Here is a 19622-nt window from a genome sequence, read left to right on the forward strand (position 1 = left end):
ACCCAGGCAAGCGAACTTCTTGCTCGAATTCATCAAGATCTTGCGTCCCCCGTGGCACCGGTTGTCCGGGGCCACGTGGGTCAGCCTCGCCCCTCCACCAGCCCCGACTCCCACGCCCAGGCGGCGATCTCCACGCGGTTGCGGGCGGTCAACTTGGTCTGCACGTTGGCGAGATGGGTCTTCACCGTGCCCACCGAGATGGTCAGTTCGGTGGCGATCTCGGCGTTGGTGAGGCCTCTGGCCACCAGCCGCACCAGATCCTCCTCCCGCACGGAGAGCGCGGTGTGCGGCTGCCGGTGCGGGGTGGGCACCGCGCTGTTGAGGCGTTGCAGCAACCGGACCGTGATGGCCGGGCTCACCAGCGCCTCGCCCGAGGCGGCAGCCCTGATCGCCTCGACGAGGAGGGCGGGTCCTGAGTCCTTGATCAGGAACCCGGAAGCGCCCTCGCCCAGGGCTCGTTGGACGTACTCGTCGTCGTCGAACGTCGTCACCACGACGACCTTCGGCGGGTTCACGGTGCCGGGGCGGGTCAGCCTGCGCAGTGCCTCCAGCCCGTCCATGCGGGGCATCCGGATGTCCATGAGCACCACGTCGGGCCGGTGGCGCTGGGTGAGTTCCACGGCATGCACGCCGTCCACGGCCTCCGCGACGACGTCGATGTCGTCCTCCGCGGCCAGGATCATCGCGAACCCGGCGCGGACCATGGCCTGGTCGTCGGCGATGAGCACTCGGATCGTCACGAGGACACCGTCCCTGTCGAGGACGCCGATGACGTCCGGTTTGTCTGGGCTCCCTGGGATTCCGGTGGCACCGGTGTCATGGGGAGCGTCGCCTCGACGCCCCAGCCGCCTGCCGTCACCGGGCCCGCCTGGACGCTTCCGCCGATCAGGCCCACCCGCTCGGCCAGCCCCTTCAGCCCGAAACCGCTGCCGGAGACGTGCCGCGGCCGTCCGTCGTCGGTGACCCGTACGGCGACCCGGTCTCCCGAGCGGTCCACGCGCACCCGCACCTCGGTGCATCCGTGGGCGTGCTTGCGTACGTTGGTGAGGGCCTCCATCACCACCCGGTGGGCGGTGGTGGTCACTTCCACCGGCAGGTCGTCGAAGCTCCCTTGCAGATCGAGCCGGGCCCGGGCGCCACCGACCGCCGAGAACTCCTCGACGAGCGAACGCACTTCGTCGATGCCGGCCAGCGGCGTCAGCGCCACTTCCCCGTCGGCGTCGCGCAGCATCCCCACCATGTGGCGCATGGAGGTCAGCGCCTCCGAGCCCGCCTGCTCGATCCGCTGCAGCGCGGGCGGCACGAGCTCGGGCTTCCGGCCGGCCATCACCTGGGCTCCCTGTGCCTGTACGACGATGCCGGTCACGTGGTGGGCGACGAAGTCGTGCAGGTCCCTGGCGAACTCCGTCCGCTGCTCCAGCCTGAGAGCCGCCGCCTGTCGCCGCCGGTCCACCAGGAGCAGACGTATCCCGAGGCCGATGCCCAATGCGGTGACCGCGGCCAGGGCGTAGATCAGCGCCATGATGACCATGTTCTGCCGTACCGAGATCGACACCGGCCGCAGCACGATCGCCATGAACAGCAGGGGGACGGCCACCGTCGCCCAGGACGGCTTCCCTCGTCGGGCGACGACCAGCACGAGCCACACCAGTGCGGCCGGTTCGGCGAGTCCGAACGCCTGCGAGGCGACCCGCATCTCCAGGTGCAGCCATACCGAGAGGCAGAGCGACACCACCGCGAGTACGCAGGCGACGCCCGGCAGTGCCCGGCTGCCGAGCCGGGGCGAGGCCATGACGACACCGATGGCCACCAGGACGCCGATCAGCTTGGCGGGGCCGTGCCTCTCGATCCAGTAGGCACCGCCCAACGTGTCCAGCACGACCAGGCCGAACAGACCGCAGACGAGCAGGGCCCAGATCTGGACGGGCAGGGCCTGCAGGGCGCGCCCCTTGCCACGAGTGGCCGCGGCCATGGCTGTGCTCGCGGCCGGGGATGTGCCCAGGTGTGTCGCCGCGGGCGGGGCCGCTTCGTGCGCCGTCTCCGCCGCGTCCGTCATCTCTCTCACCGTCGTCCCTCCGCGGACCGGCCGAAAGTCGGAGCCGGCCGCACAAGATCTGCCTTTCGCCCGATCCGCCGCGGGACGCGGCGGAGAAGAGTGGTGTCCACCGGGGCGGCGGTCGGGGCGGCAATCGCCTTCCGCCACGCGGTCTCACCACACGGGTTTCACCACACAGGGAGCATGTCATGATCACGGCCGACCTCACCCCGGCGGGGAACCCCGCAGGTGCTGGAGCCCGCCCCGGGGGACTGCTCCCCGCCCCGGGATGCCGGAGCGTCGGCCGGGGCGACGGAACAGCCGGGCACCGCTCGCAGCCGCGCCCCGCGGGAAGACCGAGACCGTGACCGTGACCGCCCCGGTCACCCCCTCCCGTCTCCCCTCCGCGCTCCCCCCCTCCTCTCCCCACGTACAGGAGCCACCCATGGACCACGGCCACTCAGCGATGCACCACGGAAACGGAATGGGGTTCGGGCCCCCGCCCTCCCTCGGAGCATCGGCGATCGAGGCCCACGGACTCGGCAAGAGGTACCGGCGCGGCTGGGCACTGCGGGACGTCTCCTTCCGGCTGCCCGCCGGGCGGGTGTGCGGCCTCGTCGGCCCCAACGGCGCGGGCAAGAGCACCCTGATGAGCCTGGCCACCAACATGATCCAGCCGACGGCCGGCGCCCTGCGGGTGTTCGGCGCCGTACCGGGGTCGAGGGAGGCGGTCCTGCGCACCGCGTTCCTGTCCCAGGAGAAGCCGCTGTTCCGGCGCTTCACCGTCGCCGAGACCCTGCGCCTCGGCCGCGAACTCAACCCCCGCTGGGACCAGGGTGTCGCGGAAGGCATCGTCAACGCGGGCGGGGTGCCGATGCAGGCAAAGATCGGGACCCTGTCCGGCGGGCAGCGCACCCGAGTGGCCTTCGCCCTGGCCTTCGGGAAGCGCCCCGATCTGCTCATCCTCGACGAGCCGATGTCCGATCTGGACCCGCTGGTCCGCCGCGAGCTCATGACGACGCTCAAGACGGAGGCAGCCCAGCACGGCACGACGGTACTGGTGTCGTCGCACATGCTCGCCGAGCTCCAGCACATCTGCGACTACCTCGTCGTCGTCGCGAACGGCGGTCTGCGGCTGGCGGGCGAGGTGAACGAACTGCGCGCCGCACACGCCCTGTTCGCCGTCCCGACGGCCGCCACGTCCCCCGCCCTCGCCCCCCACCGGGTCATCGAGTCCCGCAACGACGAGGGACGTCCGGGTGTCCTGGTACGTCTCGGCACACCCGTCCAGTACGGCGGGCAGGCCGAGCCGCCCACCCTGGAGGAGCTTCTCCTGGCCTATCTGCGGTCGCCCGACGCGCCTCCGCTGATCGCCCCCAGCGCCCAGGCGGGCGACATCCACGACATCATCGCCCGCGACCAGCAGAAGACGGTGACCGCATGAGCACGCTCACTCAGGCCCCGGCCCCCACGGCACCCGAAGGCCACCCGCAGCAGGGTCGGAGCCCCCGACGCCTGATCCCCAGGCTCGGCGGTACGACGTGGCTCGTCTGGCGCCAGCACCGCGCCGCGTTCTGGACCATCATCGCCGTCACCCTCCTGTCCGTGGCCGCCATGGTCTTCCTGCGCGGGCAGATGATGGACTACCTGCGCACCCTGGACCCGTCCGAGAAGAAGCCCGGCGGTCTGCCGCCCGGTTTCGAGCCGTTCGGCGAGCGTCTCTTCGACGCCGGAAGCTATCTGGGCTACCTCCCCGTCCTGGCGGGTGTCCTCCTCGGCGCCCCGCTCGTCGCGGGCGACCTGGAGACCGGCACGGCCAAGCTGGTGACGTCGCAGTCCGTCAGCAGGCTCCGGTGGATCACCACGAAGCTCGCCGTGCCCGCCGCACTGATCGCGCTGTCCACCGGCGTGCTCTCCGCCGTCTACAACTGGTGGTGGAGCCCGGTCAGGATGAGTGCCCAGCAGATGGAATGGACCAGCGGCGTGATCTTCGACGTCACCGGAGCCATGCCGGTGGCCTACGCCCTGCTGACCTTCACCGTGGGCGTGGCGGTCGGCATGGTCCTGCGCCGCACGCTGGTGTCGATGGTGGTCACGCTCGGCATCGTCGTGGCGATCGGGCTCGTCTGGGACCGGTTCCGGGTGAACCTGGGACACGTCATGACGGTCAGCACCGACAAGGGCGTCGGCCCCGGCGCCAAGCAGCCGGAACTGCCCGCCCAGGCCGTGCAGCAGGGCCAGGGCACCGACTTCATCACCAGCTCCGGAGACCGCCTGGACTGGATGACGTGCCTCGACAAGATGGACGACGCAAAGGCACACACCGCCTGCCTGGAGTCCAAGCACGTCGTCGGCTGGTCGATGGACTACCTCCCCATCGACCAGATGCACACGATGCAGTGGCTCGGCACAGCCATCATGCTCACCCTCACCGCAGCCGTCACCGCATTCACCGTCCTCTGGTGCCGCAAGCGCCTCCTGTAAGACACCCCAGAGCAACAGAAAGGGGCCGACTCCCAAAGGAGCCGGCCCCTTGAGCTCCGGGAATCGACGCTCCCCCCGTGACGGCCACAATCGCTAGGGTTGTCCCATGACCGCACTGCCCGACTGGATGCGCCCGCCTGGCGCGGAAGGCTGGTTCGCGGAGGACCTGGACCGCCTCCCCGAGGCACCCCGCCACACCGAGCTGATCGATGGCGCCCTCGTCTTCATGATGTCGCCCCAGAGGTGATGGCGTGGCCACCTCGTCACCATGCTCACGGTCGCACTCATGGAGCAGGTGCCCGCCGACACCAGAGTCAGCCGCGAGATGACCATCAAGCTCGACCCGCGCAACCGCCCCGAGCCGGACCTACTGGTGACGACGGCCGACTTCGACGGCGACCGCACCTGGTTCGCGCCGCAAGACGTCCAGCTCGTCATCGAGGTCGTCTCCCCCGAGTCCGCCCATCGCGATCGCACAGTAAAGCTCCGCAAGTACGCGGACGCCGGCATCCCGCACTACTGGTGCATCGAGGACGAGGACGGGGCACCCGCCGTACACGTCTACGAGCTCGACGAACCCACCGGCGCCTACGCACCCGCCGGCATCTTCCGGGGCACCCTCCAGCGCCCGGTGCCTTTCGAGATCAGCCTGGACCTCGACAAGCTCACACCGCCCCGAAGCAGCTGAAAAGTCAGCCCCGATCCGACACGGGATCACAGAAGGGGTCGGACTCCTCGGAGTCCGACCCCTTCCGCATGGCACATTCGACGACATCATCCAACGTGCGGCGACACCTCGACTACACGTTGAACCGGAACTCCACCACGTCCCCGTCCTGCATCACATACTCCTTGCCCTCCATGCGCGCCTTGCCCTTCGCGCGGGCCTCGGCGACCGAGCCCGTTTCGACCAGGTCCTCGAAGGAGATGACCTCGGCCTTGATGAAGCCCTTCTGGAAGTCCGTGTGGATCACGCCCGCGGCCTCGGGGGCCGTGGCGCCCTGGGGGATCGTCCAGGCGCGGGATTCCTTGGGGCCGGCGGTGAGGTACGTCTGGAGGCCGAGGGTGCGGAAGCCCACGTGGGCGAGGGTGGCGAGGCCCGGCTCCTCCTGGCCCACCGACTGGAGGAGTTCGAGGGCCTCGTCCTCCTCCAGCTCCACGAGCTCCGACTCCAGCTTCGCGTTGAGGAAGATCGCCTCCGCGGGGGCGACCAGGGCGCTCTGCGCGGCCTTGAACTCGTCGTCCGTCAGCTCGTCCTCGTCCACGTTGAAGACGTAGAGGAACGGCTTGGTGGTGAGGAGGTGCAGGTCGTGGAGGAGTTCTTCCTTGCCCGAGCCCTGGACGATGCCTGCCGAGAAGAGGGTGTCGCCCTTCTCCAGGATCGCCTGGGCCTCCTCGACCGCCTTCACCTTCGGGGCGACGTCCTTCTTGATGCGCGATTCCTTCTGGAGGCGCGGGAGGACCTTCTCGATCGTCTGGAGGTCCGCGAGGATCAGCTCCGTGTTGATCGTCTCGATGTCGTCCTTGGGCGAGACCTTGCCGTCCACGTGCACGACGTTCTCGTCCTTGAAGGCACGGATGACCTGGCAGATCGCGTCCGACTCGCGGATGTTCGCGAGGAACTTGTTGCCCAGGCCCTCACCCTCGCTCGCGCCGCGCACGATGCCCGCGATGTCGACGAAGTCGACCGTCGCCGGGAGGACCTTCTGCGAGGAAAAGATCTCGGCCAACTTGGTGAGGCGGGGGTCGGGGACGCCGACCACGCCGACATTCGGCTCGATCGTGGCGAACGGGTAGTTGGCCGCCAGCACGTCGTTCTTGGTCAGGGCGTTGAACAGGGTCGACTTGCCGACATTCGGCAGACCGACGATTCCGATCGTGAGCGACACGTTGCGACTTCCCGTACGTGAGTGCTGTGGGTGGACGGCCCGGAGGGCCGGAGCGACCGTAGGGCGATCCCCCAGTCTACGGCGTGCGGGCCCCGCCCTCGTCGGCGTATCGCTCCCCTGTCGAACGCATGGCCAAGGTCGGCCAAAGGGCGTGTCCCAGGCAGGATTATCGGTACGGCTCGACCTAGGTTGGTCCGGTGGAGCAACACAGGACGCGTCCCCCCCAGCCTCCGGCCCGGCCGCGACGCACCGCGCCCCTGCCCCCGCAGGGCAGGCCCGGCGACGGCGCGGCGGTCTACCGCGCCACGTCCCGCCCCCGCCGCCCCCTCCCGCCCTTCGTACGCAAACTGCGCGCGCTGCCCCTCTACCGCACGCTGCGCGGCATGCCGAACCCGCGTCTCACGGGGCTCGGCAGCGGTCTCTTCTGTTCCGCGGCGATGTTCCTGCTCGCCTGTCTGCTGTGGCTGCTCTTCGGGAGTTCGGGCGTCGCGTACGGCGTGCTCTTCCTGCCCGTGAGCGTGCTGACCGCGTTCTGGGTGCGGCCCGCCGACCTGGTGACCGCTCCGGTGGCCGTGCCGATCGCCTTCGCCGTCGGCCTCGTGCCGATCTCCGGGGGCAACGGCGGCGGCTTCGGCGGCCACTTCATGGGGCTGATCACGTCGCTCGCGCTGCACGCGGGCTGGCTGTACGCCGGGACGCTCGCCGCCGGTCTGATCGTCACCGTGCGCCGCATCAAGCTCATGGGACAGCGGCGCCGGGCGCGGGCCGCGTCCTCCGCCCCGACCGGGCCCCGGCCCCGGCCCCGGCCCCAGGGAGCCAAGAGGCGCATGCCCACCGCGTAGGAGGCATGCGCCACGAACAACGGCGTGGCCCTACACCTCGTCCACCGCTACACCTTGTCCGCCGCCGCCATCGCCGCGCCCACGATCCCCGCGTTGTTCTGCAGCTCAGCGGGGACCAGATCCGCCCGGATGCCCTTGATCAGCGGCAGGAACTTGTGGGACTTGCGGCTCACGCCGCCGCCGATGATGAACAGCTCGGGCGAGAACAGCATCTCCACGTGCGCCAGATACTTCTGCACGCGGTGCGCCCAGTGCTCCCAGTCGAGGTCCTCGTCCTCCTTGGCCTTGGACGACGCCTTCTTCTCCGCGTCGTGTCCGTGCAGCTCCAGGTGGCCGAGCTCGGTGTTCGGGACGAGCCGGCCGCCGGTGAAGAGGGCACTGCCGATGCCCGTGCCGAGGGTCAGCAGGATGACCGTGCCCGTACGGCCGCGGCCCGCGCCGAAGTGCATCTCGGCCACGCCCGCCGCGTCCGCGTCGTTCAGGACGGTGACGGGGACGCCGCCGAGGCGGTCCGAGACCAGGCCCTGGATGTCCGTGCCGATCCAGCTCTTGTCCACGTTGGCCGCCGTGCGCGCCGTGCCGCCGGTCATCACGCCGGGGAACGTGGCGCCGACGGGGCCCGTCCACCCGAAGTGCTCGACGACCTCCTGCACCTTGTCGGCCACGCCGTCGGGCGTGGCCGGTTGCGGGGTCAGTACCTTGTGCCGCTCTTTTGCCAGGTCTCCACGGTTCAGGTCAACGGGAGCGCCCTTGATCCCTGATCCGCCGATGTCCACACCGAAGATCTGCATGAGACCCACCGTACGGCCAGCGCCTGAGCTCCGCGTTACTTCTGGGACAGCTCCGCGGCCTCGGCGCGCAGGTCACGGCGGAGCTCCTTCGGCAGCGAGAAGGTGATCGACTCGTCGGCCGTCTTCACCGTCTCCACGTCGCCGTAGCCCCGCTCGGCCAGCCACTCGATGACGCCGTCCACCAGGACGTCCGGCACGGAGGCGCCCGAGGTGAGGCCGACCGTGGTCACGCCCTCCAGCCAGGCCTCGTCGATCTCGTCGGCGCCGTCGACCAGGTGCGAGGCGGGGGCGCCCGCGTCCAGGGCGACCTCGACCATGCGGATCGAGTTCGAGGAGTTCTTGGAGCCGACGACGATGACCAGCTCGGCGTCCTCCGCCAGCTTCTTCACCGCGATCTGGCGGTTCTGCGTGGCGTAGCAGATGTCGTCGCTGGGCGGGGAGATCAGGCCCGGGAACTTGACCTTGAGGGCGTCGACCGTCTCCATGGTCTCGTCGACGGAAAGCGTGGTCTGGGAGAGCCAGACGACCTTGTCCGGGTCGCGGACCTCGACGTTCGCGACGTCGTCGGGGCCGTCGACCAGCGTGATGTGGTCGGGCGCCTCACCGGACGTGCCGATGACCTCCTCGTGGCCCTCGTGGCCGATCAGGAGGATGTCGAAGTCGTCCTTGGCGAACCGGACGGCTTCCTTGTGGACCTTCGTGACCAGGGGGCACGTCGCGTCGATCGTCGCCAGTTTCCGCTCGGCGGCCTCCGCGTGGACCGTCGGCGCCACTCCGTGCGCGGAGAACATGACGATGGAGCCCTCGGGAACCTCCGCCGTCTGGTCGACGAAGATGGCCCCCTTCTTCTCCAGGGTCTGCACCACGTACTTGTTGTGGACGATCTCGTGGCGTACGTAGATCGGGGCCCCGTACTGCTCAAGGGCCTTCTCGACGGCGATCACGGCACGGTCCACACCCGCGCAATAGCCGCGGGGGGCGGCGAGCAGGACTCGGCGGGCAGGAGTCGAAGCAGTCATGCCCCCCATCGTAAGGCCGAGCCCAGCGCGTCAAAGATCGGCTTCTTGGGGAGACTGGAGGCCTGCGTTCACTTACGGAGGCACGATGTCCGGTTACTCCGGCAACTCAGAGGCGACGACCGGTGCCCACCCCGGCACCGCCGCGGAGGGCGACGGGCTGCGGCGCAGTCTCGGCTTCCGTGATCTCGTCGTCTACGGTCTGCTGTTCATCGCCCCGATGGCACCGGTCGGAGTCTTCGGGACGCTCGACGCCAAGTCGCACGGCGCCGTGGCGCTGGTCTACATCATCGCCACCATCGCGATGGCGTTCACCGCTTTCAGCTACGCCCAGATGGTGAAGGTCGTCCCCCAGGCGGGTTCGGTCTTCGCCTACGCGCGCGTGGGGCTCGGGAACGGCCCCGGGTTCATCGCCGGGTGGATGGCGATGCTCGACTATCTCCTCATCCCGGCGGTCGCCTATCTCTTCTCCGGGATCGCGATGGAGGCGCTCGTGCCCTCCGTCTCCCGGTGGGTGTGGACGGCGATCGCGGTCCTGGTGACGACCGCGCTGAACCTGTGGGGCGTACGGGCGGCGGCGCGGGTCGGGTTCCTGGTGCTCGCCATGGAGATCGTGGTCCTCCTCGTCTTCGTGGTGTCGGCGATCGTCGTACTGGCGCAGGACGGGGCGCGGCGGGACTGGCTGTCGCCGCTGAGCGGGGACGGCTCGCAGGGGGCGTTCGCGCTGGGTGCCGTGGTGGGGGCGGTGTCGGTGGCGGTGCTCTCGTATCTGGGCTTCGACGCGATCGCCTCGTTCGCGGAGGAGGTGACGGGGGGCTCGGCGAAGGTGGCGCGGGCGGTGCTGTTCTGTCTGGCGCTCGCGGGCGTCCTCTTCATCGCCCAGACGTATCTGGTGGCGCTCCTGGAGCCGATGTCGTCGGCACAGCTGGCCGCCGAGCCGGCCAAGCAGGGGTCGGCCTTCTACGATGCGGTCGACTCGGCGGTCGGGGACTGGCTGCACGACCTGGTGGCCGTCAGCAAGGCGATCGGGGCGGCGTTCGCGGCGCTGGCGGGGCAGGCCGCGGCGGGGCGGCTGCTGTTCGCCATGGCGCGCGACCGGCGGCTGCCGGGGGCCCTGTCGAAGACCGACTCCGGGACACCTCGGGTAGCGCTTCTGTGTGCGGCCGTGATCACTATGGTCGCCGCGGTGTGGGCGGCTCGGCGTGACGACGGGATGGATCACCTGGTCTCGGTGGTGAATGTGGGGGCCTTGACCGCGTTCGTGCTTCTGCACGCGAGTGTCGTGGGGTGGTTCGCCGTGCAGAAGCGGGGCGGGGCGGTCAGTTGGTGGCGGCATGTGCTGGTCCCCGTGCTCGGGGCCGCCATCACCATCGCGGTGATCGTGGAAGCCGCGGGGTCCGCGCAGGTGGTGGGGGCGATCTGGCTCGTCGTGGGGCTCGTTGTGCTCTTTGGGCAGCGGGCTCGTCGTGGGGATGCCTAGGCCGCCGCTTCGCGGCGGATGTCTCCCGCCCGCCCATCCGAGACTCGGGGTCCAGTCCGCAACGTAGGAGCGGGAAACGCTCGTCCCCCTCGCCGGGGCGGAAACCCGGCCGTGTCAGAGGGTGCCGATACGCTCGGCGCATGGCTTTGAACACGTCCGCGGATGCTCCGCTGCCCGTCGGCGAGGTGTCGCGGCTCATCGGCGGGTGGATCGACAGGCTCGGCGCCGTGTGGGTCGAGGGGCAGATCACCCAGCTGTCCCGCAGGCCCGGCGCCGGAGTGGTCTTCATGACGCTGCGCGACCCCTCGCACGACATCTCCGTCAGCGTCACCTGCTACCGCCAGGTGTTCGACGCCGTCGCGGACGTCGTCTCCGAGGGCGCCCGGGTCGTCGTCCACGCCAAGCCCGAGTGGTACGCGCCCCGGGGGCAGCTGTCCCTGCGGGCCGTGGAGATAAAGCCCGTCGGCGTGGGAGAGCTGCTCGCGCGGATCGAGCAGTTGAAGAAGAGCCTCGCCGGGGAGGGGCTGTTCGCCGCGGACCGGAAGAAGCCGCTGCCCTTCCTGCCGCAGCTCATCGGGCTCGTCACCGGCCGCGCCTCCGCCGCCGAGCGGGACGTCCTGGAGAACGCGCGGCACCGCTGGCCCGCCGTCCGCTTCGAGGTGCGCAACGTCCCGGTGCAGGGCGTGCACGCCGTGCCGCAGGTCGTCCAGGCCGTGAAGGATCTTGACGCTCTCGACGCCGTCGACGTGATCATCGTGGCGCGCGGCGGCGGCAGCGTGGAGGACCTGCTGCCGTTCTCGGACGAGCAGCTCGTGCGGGCCGTCGCCTCCTGCCGTACGCCCGTCGTCTCCGCCATCGGGCACGAGCCGGACAACCCCCTGCTCGACTACGTGGCGGACCTGCGTGCCTCCACCCCGACCGACGCCGCCAAGAAGGTCGTGCCGGACGTCGGCGAGGAGTACGAGCGCGTGCGGTGGCTGCGGGACCGGGCCCGGCGCTGCATGGACGCCTTCCTGGATCGCGAGGACCGCGGCCTCGCGCACGCCCTCGCCCGCCCTTCCATGGAGAATCCGCACCGCATGATCGAGGAGCGTGAGGAGCAGGTGTCGGCGCTCGTCGACCGCAGCCGCCGCACGCTCGGGCATCTCCTCGACCGCGCCGAGTCGGAGCTGACGCACACCCACGCGCGCGTGGTGGGCCTCTCCCCCGCCGCGACGCTCCAGCGGGGCTACGCGGTGCTGCAGAAGACGGACGGCGCGGTGGTGCGGGCGGCGGACGACGTGACCGCCGGCGAGGAGCTGCGGGCCCGGGTCGCCGAGGGCGAGTTCACCGTACGAGCCGTCGAGTCCGCAGAGTCCGCAGAAACCGCTGAATCCGCCGTACGAACCGACATTTAGGGTGGGGCACATGACCAGCAAGACGGACGAGGCCACGGGCCCGGCGGACGCACTCGGCTACGAGCAGGCGCGGGACGAGCTCATCGAGGTCGTACGCCGCCTGGAGACGGGCGGCACCACGCTGGAGGAGTCGCTCGCCCTGTGGGAGCGCGGCGAGGAGCTGGCGAAGGTCTGCCGCCGCTGGCTGGACGGCGCCCGCGCCCGCCTGGACGCGGCCCTGGCCGGGGACGACGGCGACAGCGACCAAGACGGCGACGACGCCTGAGCCACCCCACCATGACCTGGTGCGTTGTGAAGCGGATCACCAACCCCCGGATTTTGTTGAAACTTAAACCGCAACGTCGTACGGTCGGTGAAGCAAGCTGATCCACGCACGCACCGAGAAGGTTGATCCATGTCTCTCGTCCTTGACCCCGCCGCGCAGGACCTGCTCTTCCGCGAGGCCCGCACCGCGAACTCCTTCACCGATGAGCCGGTGACCGACGAGCAGGTGCAGGCGATCTACGACCTGGTCAAGTTCGGGCCGACCGCGTTCAACCTGTCGTCGCTGCGCATCACGCTGGTCCGCTCCCCCGAGGCCCGCGAGCGCCTGGTCCAGCACATGGCCGAGGGCAACCAGCCGAAGACCGCGAGCGCCCCGCTCGTCGCGATCCTCTCCGCGGACAACGAGTTCCACGAGGAGCTGCCGGCCCTGTTCCCGCACTTCCCGCAGGCCAAGGACGTCTTCTTCTCGGAGCGCCCGGCCCGTGAAGGTGCCGCGCACCTCAACGCCGCGCTGCAGGCCGCCTACTTCATCATCGGCGTGCGCGCCGCGGGCCTGGCCGCCGGCCCGATGACCGGCTTCGACGCCGCTGGTGTCCAGAAGGAGTTCCTGGACGGCGACCACACCCCGCTGATGGTCATCAACATCGGCAAGCCGGCCGAGAACGCCTGGTTCCCGCGCTCCCCGCGCCTGGAGCTCGACCAGGTCATCGAGACCGTCTGAGGCACCCCCTGAAGCACCCCCTGATACACCCATGAGTGAGGGCCCCGGCGACCGCGCCGGGGCCCTCACTCATGTCCGGACCTCACACCATCAACGCGTCACGTCAGGACGTCTTCAGCGCCCGCGCCATCTCCGTCAGGTCCTTGAACGACGCCGTGCCCGCGACCACCGTCGTCGCGCCCTTGTCCTCGCGCACCAGGGCGTCGTACGTCTGCCCCTCGTAGCGGCGCCAGGTCTTGCCGTCGATCTCCTCGGTGGCCTTCGTCCGCTCGGCCCGCTGCGTGGCCTCTTCGATGAACTTGGACGGCTTGGCCGTGGACTGCTTGACCACGACGTACTCACCGGACGGGTCGAGGAAGCCCAGGTGCCAGGCGTCGCCCTCGGTGCCGTCGAACCGCACCGACGTCGGCTTCCACGTCTTGGCCAGGCCCTCGGGGGCGGCCACCGGATAGGCCGCCGCCCGTCGCGCGCTCAGCAGCTCGACCCTGTAGTCGACGCGCTTGACGGGACTCTTGGAGTCGTCATGCGGGATGAACAGGTACATCGCGCCGGCGACGAGGGCGATCACCGCCATCGACCACAGCATGTTCCGTACGGTCTGCTTGCCTTGTCTGCCTGCCACGCCCCCCATGGTCTCAGGCCTCGGATGCGGCCTTCCCCCCGGTGGTCCCCAAGCGTCCGATCCGCTCATGCGTGGGGCCCTCTGCTCATTTTGTCGGCCTGCGGATAGAGTCGTGCCACACCCTCATCCGGCCGTCGTCGTATCAGCAGAAAGGTGCGCTCCGATGACCGAGCATCATCTCCCTTCCGAGCTCGAAGTCTCTCCCGAGGCTCCCGACCGCAACCTCGCCCTGGAGCTCGTCCGGGTCACCGAGGCCGCCGCCATGGCCGCGGGCCGCTGGGTCGGCCGCGGCGACAAGATCGGCGCCGACGGCGCCGCCGTCAGGGCCATGCGGACCCTCGTCTCCACCGTCTCGATGAACGGCGTCGTCGTCATCGGTGAGGGCGAGAAGGACGAGGCCCCGATGCTCTTCAACGGAGAGCGCATCGGTGACACCACCGGCGCCGAGGTCGACATCGCCGTCGACCCGATCGACGGCACGACCCTCTGCGCGAAGGGGATGCCGAACGCCATCGCCGTGCTCGCCGCCGCCGACCGCGGTGCCATGTTCGACCCGTCCGCGGTCTTCTACATGGACAAGCTGGTCACGGGCCCCGAGGCCGCGGACTACGTGGACATCAACGCTCCCGCCTCCGTGAACATCCGCCGCGTCGCCAAGGCCAAGGGCCGTTCACCCGAGGACGTCACGGTCATGATCCTCGACCGCCCCCGTCACGAGGGCATCGTCAAGGAGATCCGGGAGACCGGCGCGCGCATCAAGTTCATCTCGGACGGCGACGTCGCCGGTTCGATCATGGCCGTGCGCGAGGGCACCGGCGTCGACATGCTCATGGGCATCGGCGGCACCCCGGAAGGCATCATCTCGGCCTGCGCGATCAAGTGCCTGGGCGGTGTGATCCAGGGCAAGCTGTGGCCGAAGGACGACGCGGAGCGCCAGCGCGCGCTCGACGCGGGCCACGACCTGGACCGCACGCTGTCGACGACCGACCTGGTCCGCGGGGACAACGTCTTCTTCGTCGCGACCGGCATCACGGACGGCGAGCTGCTCCAGGGCGTGCGCTACGCCGCGGAGACGGCCTCGACCTCGTCCCTGGTCATGCGCTCCAAGTCGGGCACGATCCGCAAGATCGACTCCGACCACCGGCTCGCGAAGCTGCGCGCCTACAGCGCCATCGACTTCGACCGCGCCAAGTAGGCTGCACCGTCGCGCCAAGTAGGCTGCACAGCGCGCGAGTTGCGCACGACGGAGGGGGCGCCCCGTGCGGGGGACGCCCCCTCTGTCGCTTACGAACGCTTACGAAGGGCTATCCCGCGGCGGCGATCGGTCCCGCGGACGTGTGCGCGGCCTTCTTGAGCTCCACCTCGCGCCTGCGCCGCCTGGCGAGCACCACGCGGCGCTCCGCGGCCGTGAGGCCGCCCCAGACGCCGTACGGCTCGGGCTGGAGCAGGGCGTGCTCCCGGCACTCGACCATCACGGGACAGCCGCCGCAGACGCGCTTCGCGGCCTCCTCCCGGGACAGGCGTGAGGCGGTCGGCTCCTTGGACGGGGCGAAGAACAGCCCGGCCTCGTCTCGGCGGCACACCGCCTCGGTGTGCCATGGCGAGTCCTGGTTCCGATCTCGCACTGGTTCCCGCTGGGCCGGAACGGCGGCGACCTGCAGGGACTGATGCGACGGCTGCAGCACGGGTCTACTCCTGACGACGGCTTCGCGAGCGAGAGACGATGCAGCAAGCTCTACCCGCTGTGCATGCGCCTATGCACTGAGTTCCGATGTACGGAAGTTCACGCCGTCAGTGACCGGATGTGCCCCTTAGTGGCCGAGATGCTTGCGCAGCTGCTTGTGCAGGTCCCGGACGAGCTTGCCCCGCTTGGGCTTCGCCTCGATGTTGCCCAGGACCGCGAAGCCGTCGACGAAGACGACCGGCGCGTCCCGCTCGGCCGAATCGAGCGTGTCCACCTCGAAGTTGCCGAGCACGCCCGTGCCGTTGCCCCGCAGCGAGATGTTCTCCGGGACACGGATCTCGACGTTCCCGAAGACGGAGACCGCCCTGATGACGACCTGGCGCTGCTCGAAGATCGCCTCGCTGAGGTCGATCTCCACGCTGCCGAAGATCGCGTACACGTGCGTACGGCGGCTCACGCGCCAGCGGCCCTTGCGGACGGAGCTGCTGAAGACCGCGACCAGGTTCTCGTCGGCGACCGGGGGCACCACACCGTCCGAGGGCCGGGAGGGGACGGGCTCGGGCGTCACGGTCGGATACGCGGCGCCGCTCGGCGCGGGCAAGTCACTGACCAGCGGCTCCAGTTCGCCCATGGTCTTGGCGCGGTAGACCCCGTCGATGCGCTCGCTGTGCTCCTCGGCGGTCAGCCGCCCTTCGGCGAGGGCCTCGCGGAGGATGTCCGCAGTGCGGTCCCGGTCGGCGTCCGACGCGCGCAGGCCTGCCGGCCGCGGTTCCGGGTGGGTCTGCTGGGGGCGCTTCTCTAGGTCCACACCACTCACCGTACCCAAACGCGATAGATCGCGACTACCCCTGCGGACGACCGAACCCTGCGGACGACCGGCCCTGTGAACGGCCGAACCCTACTGAGCCTTACCTCACAGACCCGGCCCGCTTCGGGCGTTCTACGCTGGTTGCGCGTCGCCAATGGAGGCCGCGCCGCTGTCTGCCGAGTGAGGAATGGCCGTAATGCCAGAGTTTGAGTACTCCGATCTGCTCCCGCTGGGAGAGGACACCACGCCGTACCGGCTGGTGACCTCCGAGGGTGTCTCCACTTTCGAGGCCGACGGGCGGACGTTCCTCAAGATCGAGCCCCAGGCCCTGCGCACCCTCGCCGCCGAGGCGATCCACGACATCCAGCACTACCTGCGGCCCGCGCACCTGGCCCAGCTGCGGCGCATCGTCGACGACCCGGAGGCCTCGGGCAACGACAAGTTCGTGGCGCTCGACCTCCTGAAGAACGCGAACATCGCCGCCGCCGGCGTGCTCCCCATGTGCCAGGACACCGGCACGGCCATCGTCATGGGCAAGCGCGGACAGAACGTCCTCACCGAAGGTGAGGACGAGAAGGCGCTCTCGCACGGCATCTACGACGCGTACACGAAGCTGAACCTGCGCTACTCGCAGATGGCTCCCCTGAACATGTGGGAGGAGAAGAACACCGGCTCGAACCTCCCGGCCCAGATCGAGCTGTACGCGACCGACGGTGGCGCCTACAAGTTCCTCTTCATGGCCAAGGGCGGCGGCTCGGCCAACAAGTCGTTCCTCTACCAGGAGACGAAGGCCGTCCTGAACGAGGCCTCCATGATGAAGTTCCTGGAGGAGAAGATCCGCTCCCTCGGTACGGCCGCGTGCCCGCCGTACCACCTGGCGATCGTCGTCGGCGGCACCAGCGCCGAGTTCGCCCTGAAGACCGCGAAGTACGCCTCCGCGCACTACCTGGACGAGCTGCCCGCAGAAGGGTCGCCGACCGGGCACGGCTTCCGGGACAAGGACCTTGAGGAGAAGGTCTTCGAGCTCACGCAGAAGATCGGCATCGGCGCGCAGTTCGGCGGCAAGTACTTCTGCCACGACGTGCGCGTGGTGCGCCTGCCCCGGCACGGCGCCTCGCTGCCCGTCGCCATCGCCGTCTCCTGCTCGGCCGACCGCCAGGCGACCGCGAAGATCACCGCCGAGGGCGTCTTCCTTGAGCAGCTGGAGACGGACCCGGCACGGTTCCTGCCGGACACCACCGACGAGCATCTCGACGAGGCGTCGGACGTCGTCCAGATCGACCTCAACCAGCCGATGGACGCCATCCTCGCCGAGCTCACCAAGCACCCGGTGAAGACCCGGCTCTCGCTCACCGGCCCCCTCGTCGTGGCCCGCGACATCGCGCACGCCAAGATCAAGGAGCGGCTCGACGCGGGCGAGGAGATGCCGCAGTACCTGAAGGACCACCCGGTCTACTACGCCGGTCCCGCCAAGACCCCCGAGGGCTACGCCTCCGGCTCCTTCGGCCCGACGACGGCCGGCCGGATGGACTCCTACGTGGAGCAGTTCCAGGCGGCGGGCGGCTCCAAGGTGATGCTCGCCAAGGGCAACCGCTCCAAGCAGGTCACCGACGCCTGCGGCTCGCACGGCGGCTTCTACCTGGGCTCGATCGGCGGTCCCGCCGCGCGTCTCGCCCAGGACTGCATCAAGAAGGTCGAGGTCGTCGAGTACGAGGAGCTCGGCATGGAAGCCGTGTGGAAGATCGAGGTCGAGGACTTCCCGGCGTTCGTCGTGGTCGACGACAAGGGCAACGACTTCTTCCAGAACCCGGCCCCGGAGCCGACGTTCACGACCATCCCGGTCCGCGGCCCGGGCCTGGCGTAGCACGGAAACGGGGCCCTCTCGCTGGAGAGGGCCCCGTCAGGGAGGTCAGGCGAACCGCTGGTTCGCCGCCCCCGTGCACTTCTGGAGCCGCAGCGGCTCCTTGGCCCCCGCCAGGGTCAGGCAGAGCCCACTCGCGTCGGCGGGCCGCAGTGTCCCGGAGTCACGCACGAACTTCTGGTTGGCGCCGCCGTGGCAGTTCCACAGCGTCACGGCGGTGCCTTCCTTCGCGGTGCCCGGGACGTCGAGGCAGCGGTCCTGGGTCAGTCCGGTGTGCAGCGACTGCCGGCCACCGGCGCCACCGTCGTACCACCAGGTCTGGTTGCGGTTGCCGGTGCAGTCCCAGCCCTGGACCTTGGTGCCGTTGCGGCTCTTCGAGGCGTCGACGTCCACGCATGTCCCCGTGCCCGCGTTCTTCAGCGGCTTGTACGCGTCGTCCCATCCGCCCTGGTAGAGCTTCGGGCTGCCCGTGCTCGCCGGGTCCGCGCAACCGCCCTCGCTCCAGCCCGAGTCGTAGAGCTGGGTGAGGCAGGACGCGAAGGCCGCGTGGCCGCGGGCGTTGGGGTGGAAGGACTGGCGGACCGAGTTGGAGTCCGGCGGGAACGGGTTGGAGAGATCCACGTAGAGACCGCGCGCCCAGGTGTCCTCCATGCAGACCTCGTGGCCGTGGAAGAGGCGGGAGTTGTCGAGGTAGGTCGCCCCCGCGGCCTTGACCGCCTTGCGCATGCCGGTCTCGAAGGCGGGGACGGCGTAGTTGCGGCCCCACTCGGTGTCGGAGTCGTAGCCGAGACCGCCGCAGACCAGCTTGCCCGGGAACCCGGGGTTGTCCCTGAAGTCCGGGCCGATCGGGCTCGGGTAGCCCATGACGACCAGCTTGTAGTCGTCGCCCGCGTAGCCCGCGTCCTTCATGACGGTCTTCAGGTCGCGGATGGACTGCTCGACCTTGGGCACGAGCGCGTCGACCCGTGCCTGCCACCCTGGCGTGTACTTGCCCGCGCAGGAGCCCTGGCTGAGCAGGAAGCGCGTCACGCAGTCGGTCATCACCGGCGCGAACTCGAGGTCGTCATTGGCACCGATGACCAGCATGACGGCCTTGATCTTCGTGTTGCGCGCCTTGATGGCGAGGTTGTCGCTCTGCACCAGCTCGTCGGGGTACTGCTTCTGCCCGCCGATCTTGATGTTGACGGTCTGCGCCCCCGAACAGGCGACGTTGTACGTCACGTCCGCGGGGATGCCGGTGCGGTGGATGGCGGCGTCCGGGGAGCGGTGGCACCAGTTGTCGGGGCCGTCGGTGCCGGGTTCGTACGTGCCGACACCCTCGCCCGAGATCTCGCTGTCGCCGAGCGAGATCAGCCCGGTCCTGCGGTCGGCGAGCGGGCGCTCGGCCGGGTCGCCGTAGAGCTTGGTGGCCTCGGCCGCCCGGATCTTCTCCAGCTCGGGCGACAGGGGCGTGGACGAGGGGGCCGCGGGTGCGGCGCTCCCCCGGGCCGTGCCGTCCGCCGCCTGCGCGGGCGTGCCCGCGACGGTGCCGAGCACCGCCGCCATCGCCACGGCCGCCGCGAACGTACCTCGAAGCCTGCCCTGGTGGCCGCGTCTGATGCGCTTCATTGCGCCTCCCCGGTTTGGTGTTACCCACGGTTTTTACTGGTCAGTAAGAGCCTTGGGAATACCTAGAACAAGACAAGTGCTCAACTTTTCATCGGGGTTTGACGGAGAGGTAGGTTCGTG

At 69.7% G+C, this 19622-nt stretch carries 18 protein-coding genes and 1 pseudogene; 10 read left to right on the forward strand and 9 right to left on the reverse strand.

Annotated features, from left to right (window positions below):
• Nucleotides 1-80: 80 nt before the first annotated feature.
• On the reverse strand, nt 81-740 hold the full coding sequence (locus OG302_RS16345) for a response regulator (RefSeq protein WP_371527473.1): 660 nt from the start codon (nt 738-740) through the stop codon (nt 81-83).
• Nucleotides 737-2056, reverse strand: coding sequence for a sensor histidine kinase (locus OG302_RS16350; RefSeq protein WP_371527474.1), 1320 nt, complete (start codon nt 2054-2056; stop codon nt 737-739). The genes OG302_RS16345 and OG302_RS16350 overlap by 4 nt, the downstream gene beginning before the upstream one ends.
• 463 nt (nt 2057-2519) lie before the next feature.
• Between OG302_RS16350 and OG302_RS16355 the strand changes: the two genes are divergently transcribed.
• From OG302_RS16355 to OG302_RS16365, 3 genes and pseudogenes are all read left to right on the forward strand, one after another.
• A complete protein-coding gene (locus OG302_RS16355) occupies nt 2520-3479 on the forward strand; it encodes an ABC transporter ATP-binding protein (protein ID WP_371750137.1) in 960 nt (319 codons plus the stop codon).
• The gene (locus OG302_RS16360; protein ID WP_371527475.1) at nt 3476-4519 is read left to right on the forward strand and encodes an ABC transporter permease; all 1044 of its coding nucleotides are present in this window, start codon (nt 3476-3478) and stop codon (nt 4517-4519) included. The genes OG302_RS16355 and OG302_RS16360 overlap by 4 nt, the downstream gene beginning before the upstream one ends.
• A gap of 106 nt (nt 4520-4625) precedes the next feature.
• Nucleotides 4626-5207, forward strand: a pseudogene (locus tag OG302_RS16365) (Uma2 family endonuclease).
• 112 nt (nt 5208-5319) lie between these two features.
• Here OG302_RS16365 and ychF read toward each other — a convergent pair.
• Nucleotides 5320-6408: a redox-regulated ATPase YchF gene (gene ychF / locus OG302_RS16370; protein WP_361833027.1), complete on the reverse strand. Its 1089-nt coding sequence runs from the start codon at nt 6406-6408 to the stop codon at nt 5320-5322.
• A 197-nt stretch (nt 6409-6605) separates the two neighbouring features.
• Here ychF and OG302_RS16375 point away from each other — a divergent pair, with 197 nt between their 5' ends.
• Nucleotides 6606-7250 carry a DUF6542 domain-containing protein gene (locus OG302_RS16375; protein WP_371527476.1) on the forward strand — a complete coding sequence of 215 codons (645 nt, stop codon included), beginning with the start codon at nt 6606-6608 and terminating at the stop codon, nt 7248-7250.
• Nucleotides 7251-7297: 47 nt separating this feature from the next.
• Here OG302_RS16375 and ppgK read toward each other — a convergent pair whose 3' ends face one another.
• Nucleotides 7298-8041: a polyphosphate--glucose phosphotransferase gene (gene ppgK, locus OG302_RS16380; protein ID WP_371527477.1), complete on the reverse strand. Its 744-nt coding sequence runs from the start codon at nt 8039-8041 to the stop codon at nt 7298-7300.
• A gap of 35 nt (nt 8042-8076) precedes the next feature.
• Nucleotides 8077-9069: a 4-hydroxy-3-methylbut-2-enyl diphosphate reductase gene (locus OG302_RS16385; RefSeq protein WP_371527478.1), complete on the reverse strand. Its 993-nt coding sequence runs from the start codon at nt 9067-9069 to the stop codon at nt 8077-8079.
• A gap of 76 nt (nt 9070-9145) precedes the next feature.
• Here OG302_RS16385 and OG302_RS16390 point away from each other — a divergent pair, with 76 nt between their 5' ends.
• From OG302_RS16390 to OG302_RS16405, 4 genes are all read left to right on the forward strand, one after another.
• Nucleotides 9146-10537, forward strand: a complete 1392-nt coding sequence (locus OG302_RS16390) for an APC family permease (protein WP_371527479.1) — start codon at nt 9146-9148, stop codon at nt 10535-10537.
• Between the two features lie 140 nt (nt 10538-10677).
• Nucleotides 10678-11934, forward strand: coding sequence for an exodeoxyribonuclease VII large subunit (xseA, locus tag OG302_RS16395; protein ID WP_371527480.1), 1257 nt, complete (start codon nt 10678-10680; stop codon nt 11932-11934).
• A 10-nt stretch (nt 11935-11944) separates the two neighbouring features.
• Nucleotides 11945-12199, forward strand: coding sequence for an exodeoxyribonuclease VII small subunit (locus OG302_RS16400; protein WP_371527481.1), 255 nt, complete (start codon nt 11945-11947; stop codon nt 12197-12199).
• Between the two features lie 129 nt (nt 12200-12328).
• On the forward strand, nt 12329-12919 hold the full coding sequence (locus OG302_RS16405; protein WP_361833013.1) for a malonic semialdehyde reductase: 591 nt from the start codon (nt 12329-12331) through the stop codon (nt 12917-12919).
• A 103-nt stretch (nt 12920-13022) separates the two neighbouring features.
• Here the strand turns inward: OG302_RS16405 and OG302_RS16410 are convergent, their stop codons facing one another.
• Entirely contained in the window at nt 13023-13541 is a 519-nt protein-coding gene (locus OG302_RS16410; RefSeq protein ID WP_371527482.1) for a DUF4245 domain-containing protein, read from the reverse strand.
• A gap of 163 nt (nt 13542-13704) precedes the next feature.
• Between OG302_RS16410 and glpX the strand changes: the two genes are divergently transcribed.
• Nucleotides 13705-14736, forward strand: coding sequence for a class II fructose-bisphosphatase (glpX, locus tag OG302_RS16415; RefSeq protein ID WP_371527483.1), 1032 nt, complete (start codon nt 13705-13707; stop codon nt 14734-14736).
• Nucleotides 14737-14845: 109 nt separating this feature from the next.
• Here the strand turns inward: glpX and OG302_RS16420 are convergent, their stop codons facing one another.
• Both OG302_RS16420 and OG302_RS16425 read right to left on the reverse strand, forming a co-directional pair.
• On the reverse strand, nt 14846-15226 hold the full coding sequence (locus tag OG302_RS16420) for a WhiB family transcriptional regulator (RefSeq protein WP_371527484.1): 381 nt from the start codon (nt 15224-15226) through the stop codon (nt 14846-14848).
• A 126-nt stretch (nt 15227-15352) separates the two neighbouring features.
• Nucleotides 15353-16033 (reverse strand): DUF1707 domain-containing protein, encoded by a 681-nt coding sequence (locus tag OG302_RS16425; RefSeq protein ID WP_371527485.1) that lies wholly within the window; start codon nt 16031-16033, stop codon nt 15353-15355.
• Between the two features lie 196 nt (nt 16034-16229).
• Between OG302_RS16425 and OG302_RS16430 the strand changes: the two genes are divergently transcribed.
• Nucleotides 16230-17897 carry a fumarate hydratase gene (locus OG302_RS16430; protein ID WP_371527486.1) on the forward strand — a complete coding sequence of 556 codons (1668 nt, stop codon included), beginning with the start codon at nt 16230-16232 and terminating at the stop codon, nt 17895-17897.
• A gap of 45 nt (nt 17898-17942) precedes the next feature.
• On the opposite strand, the gene OG302_RS16435 is transcribed toward OG302_RS16430, so the two are convergent.
• Nucleotides 17943-19502: a ricin-type beta-trefoil lectin domain protein gene (locus tag OG302_RS16435; RefSeq protein WP_371527487.1), complete on the reverse strand. Its 1560-nt coding sequence runs from the start codon at nt 19500-19502 to the stop codon at nt 17943-17945.
• Nucleotides 19503-19622: the final 120 nt, after the last annotated feature.

Source organism: Streptomyces sp. NBC_01283, from assembly GCF_041435335.1.
Taxonomy (GTDB): domain Bacteria; phylum Actinomycetota; class Actinomycetes; order Streptomycetales; family Streptomycetaceae; genus Streptomyces.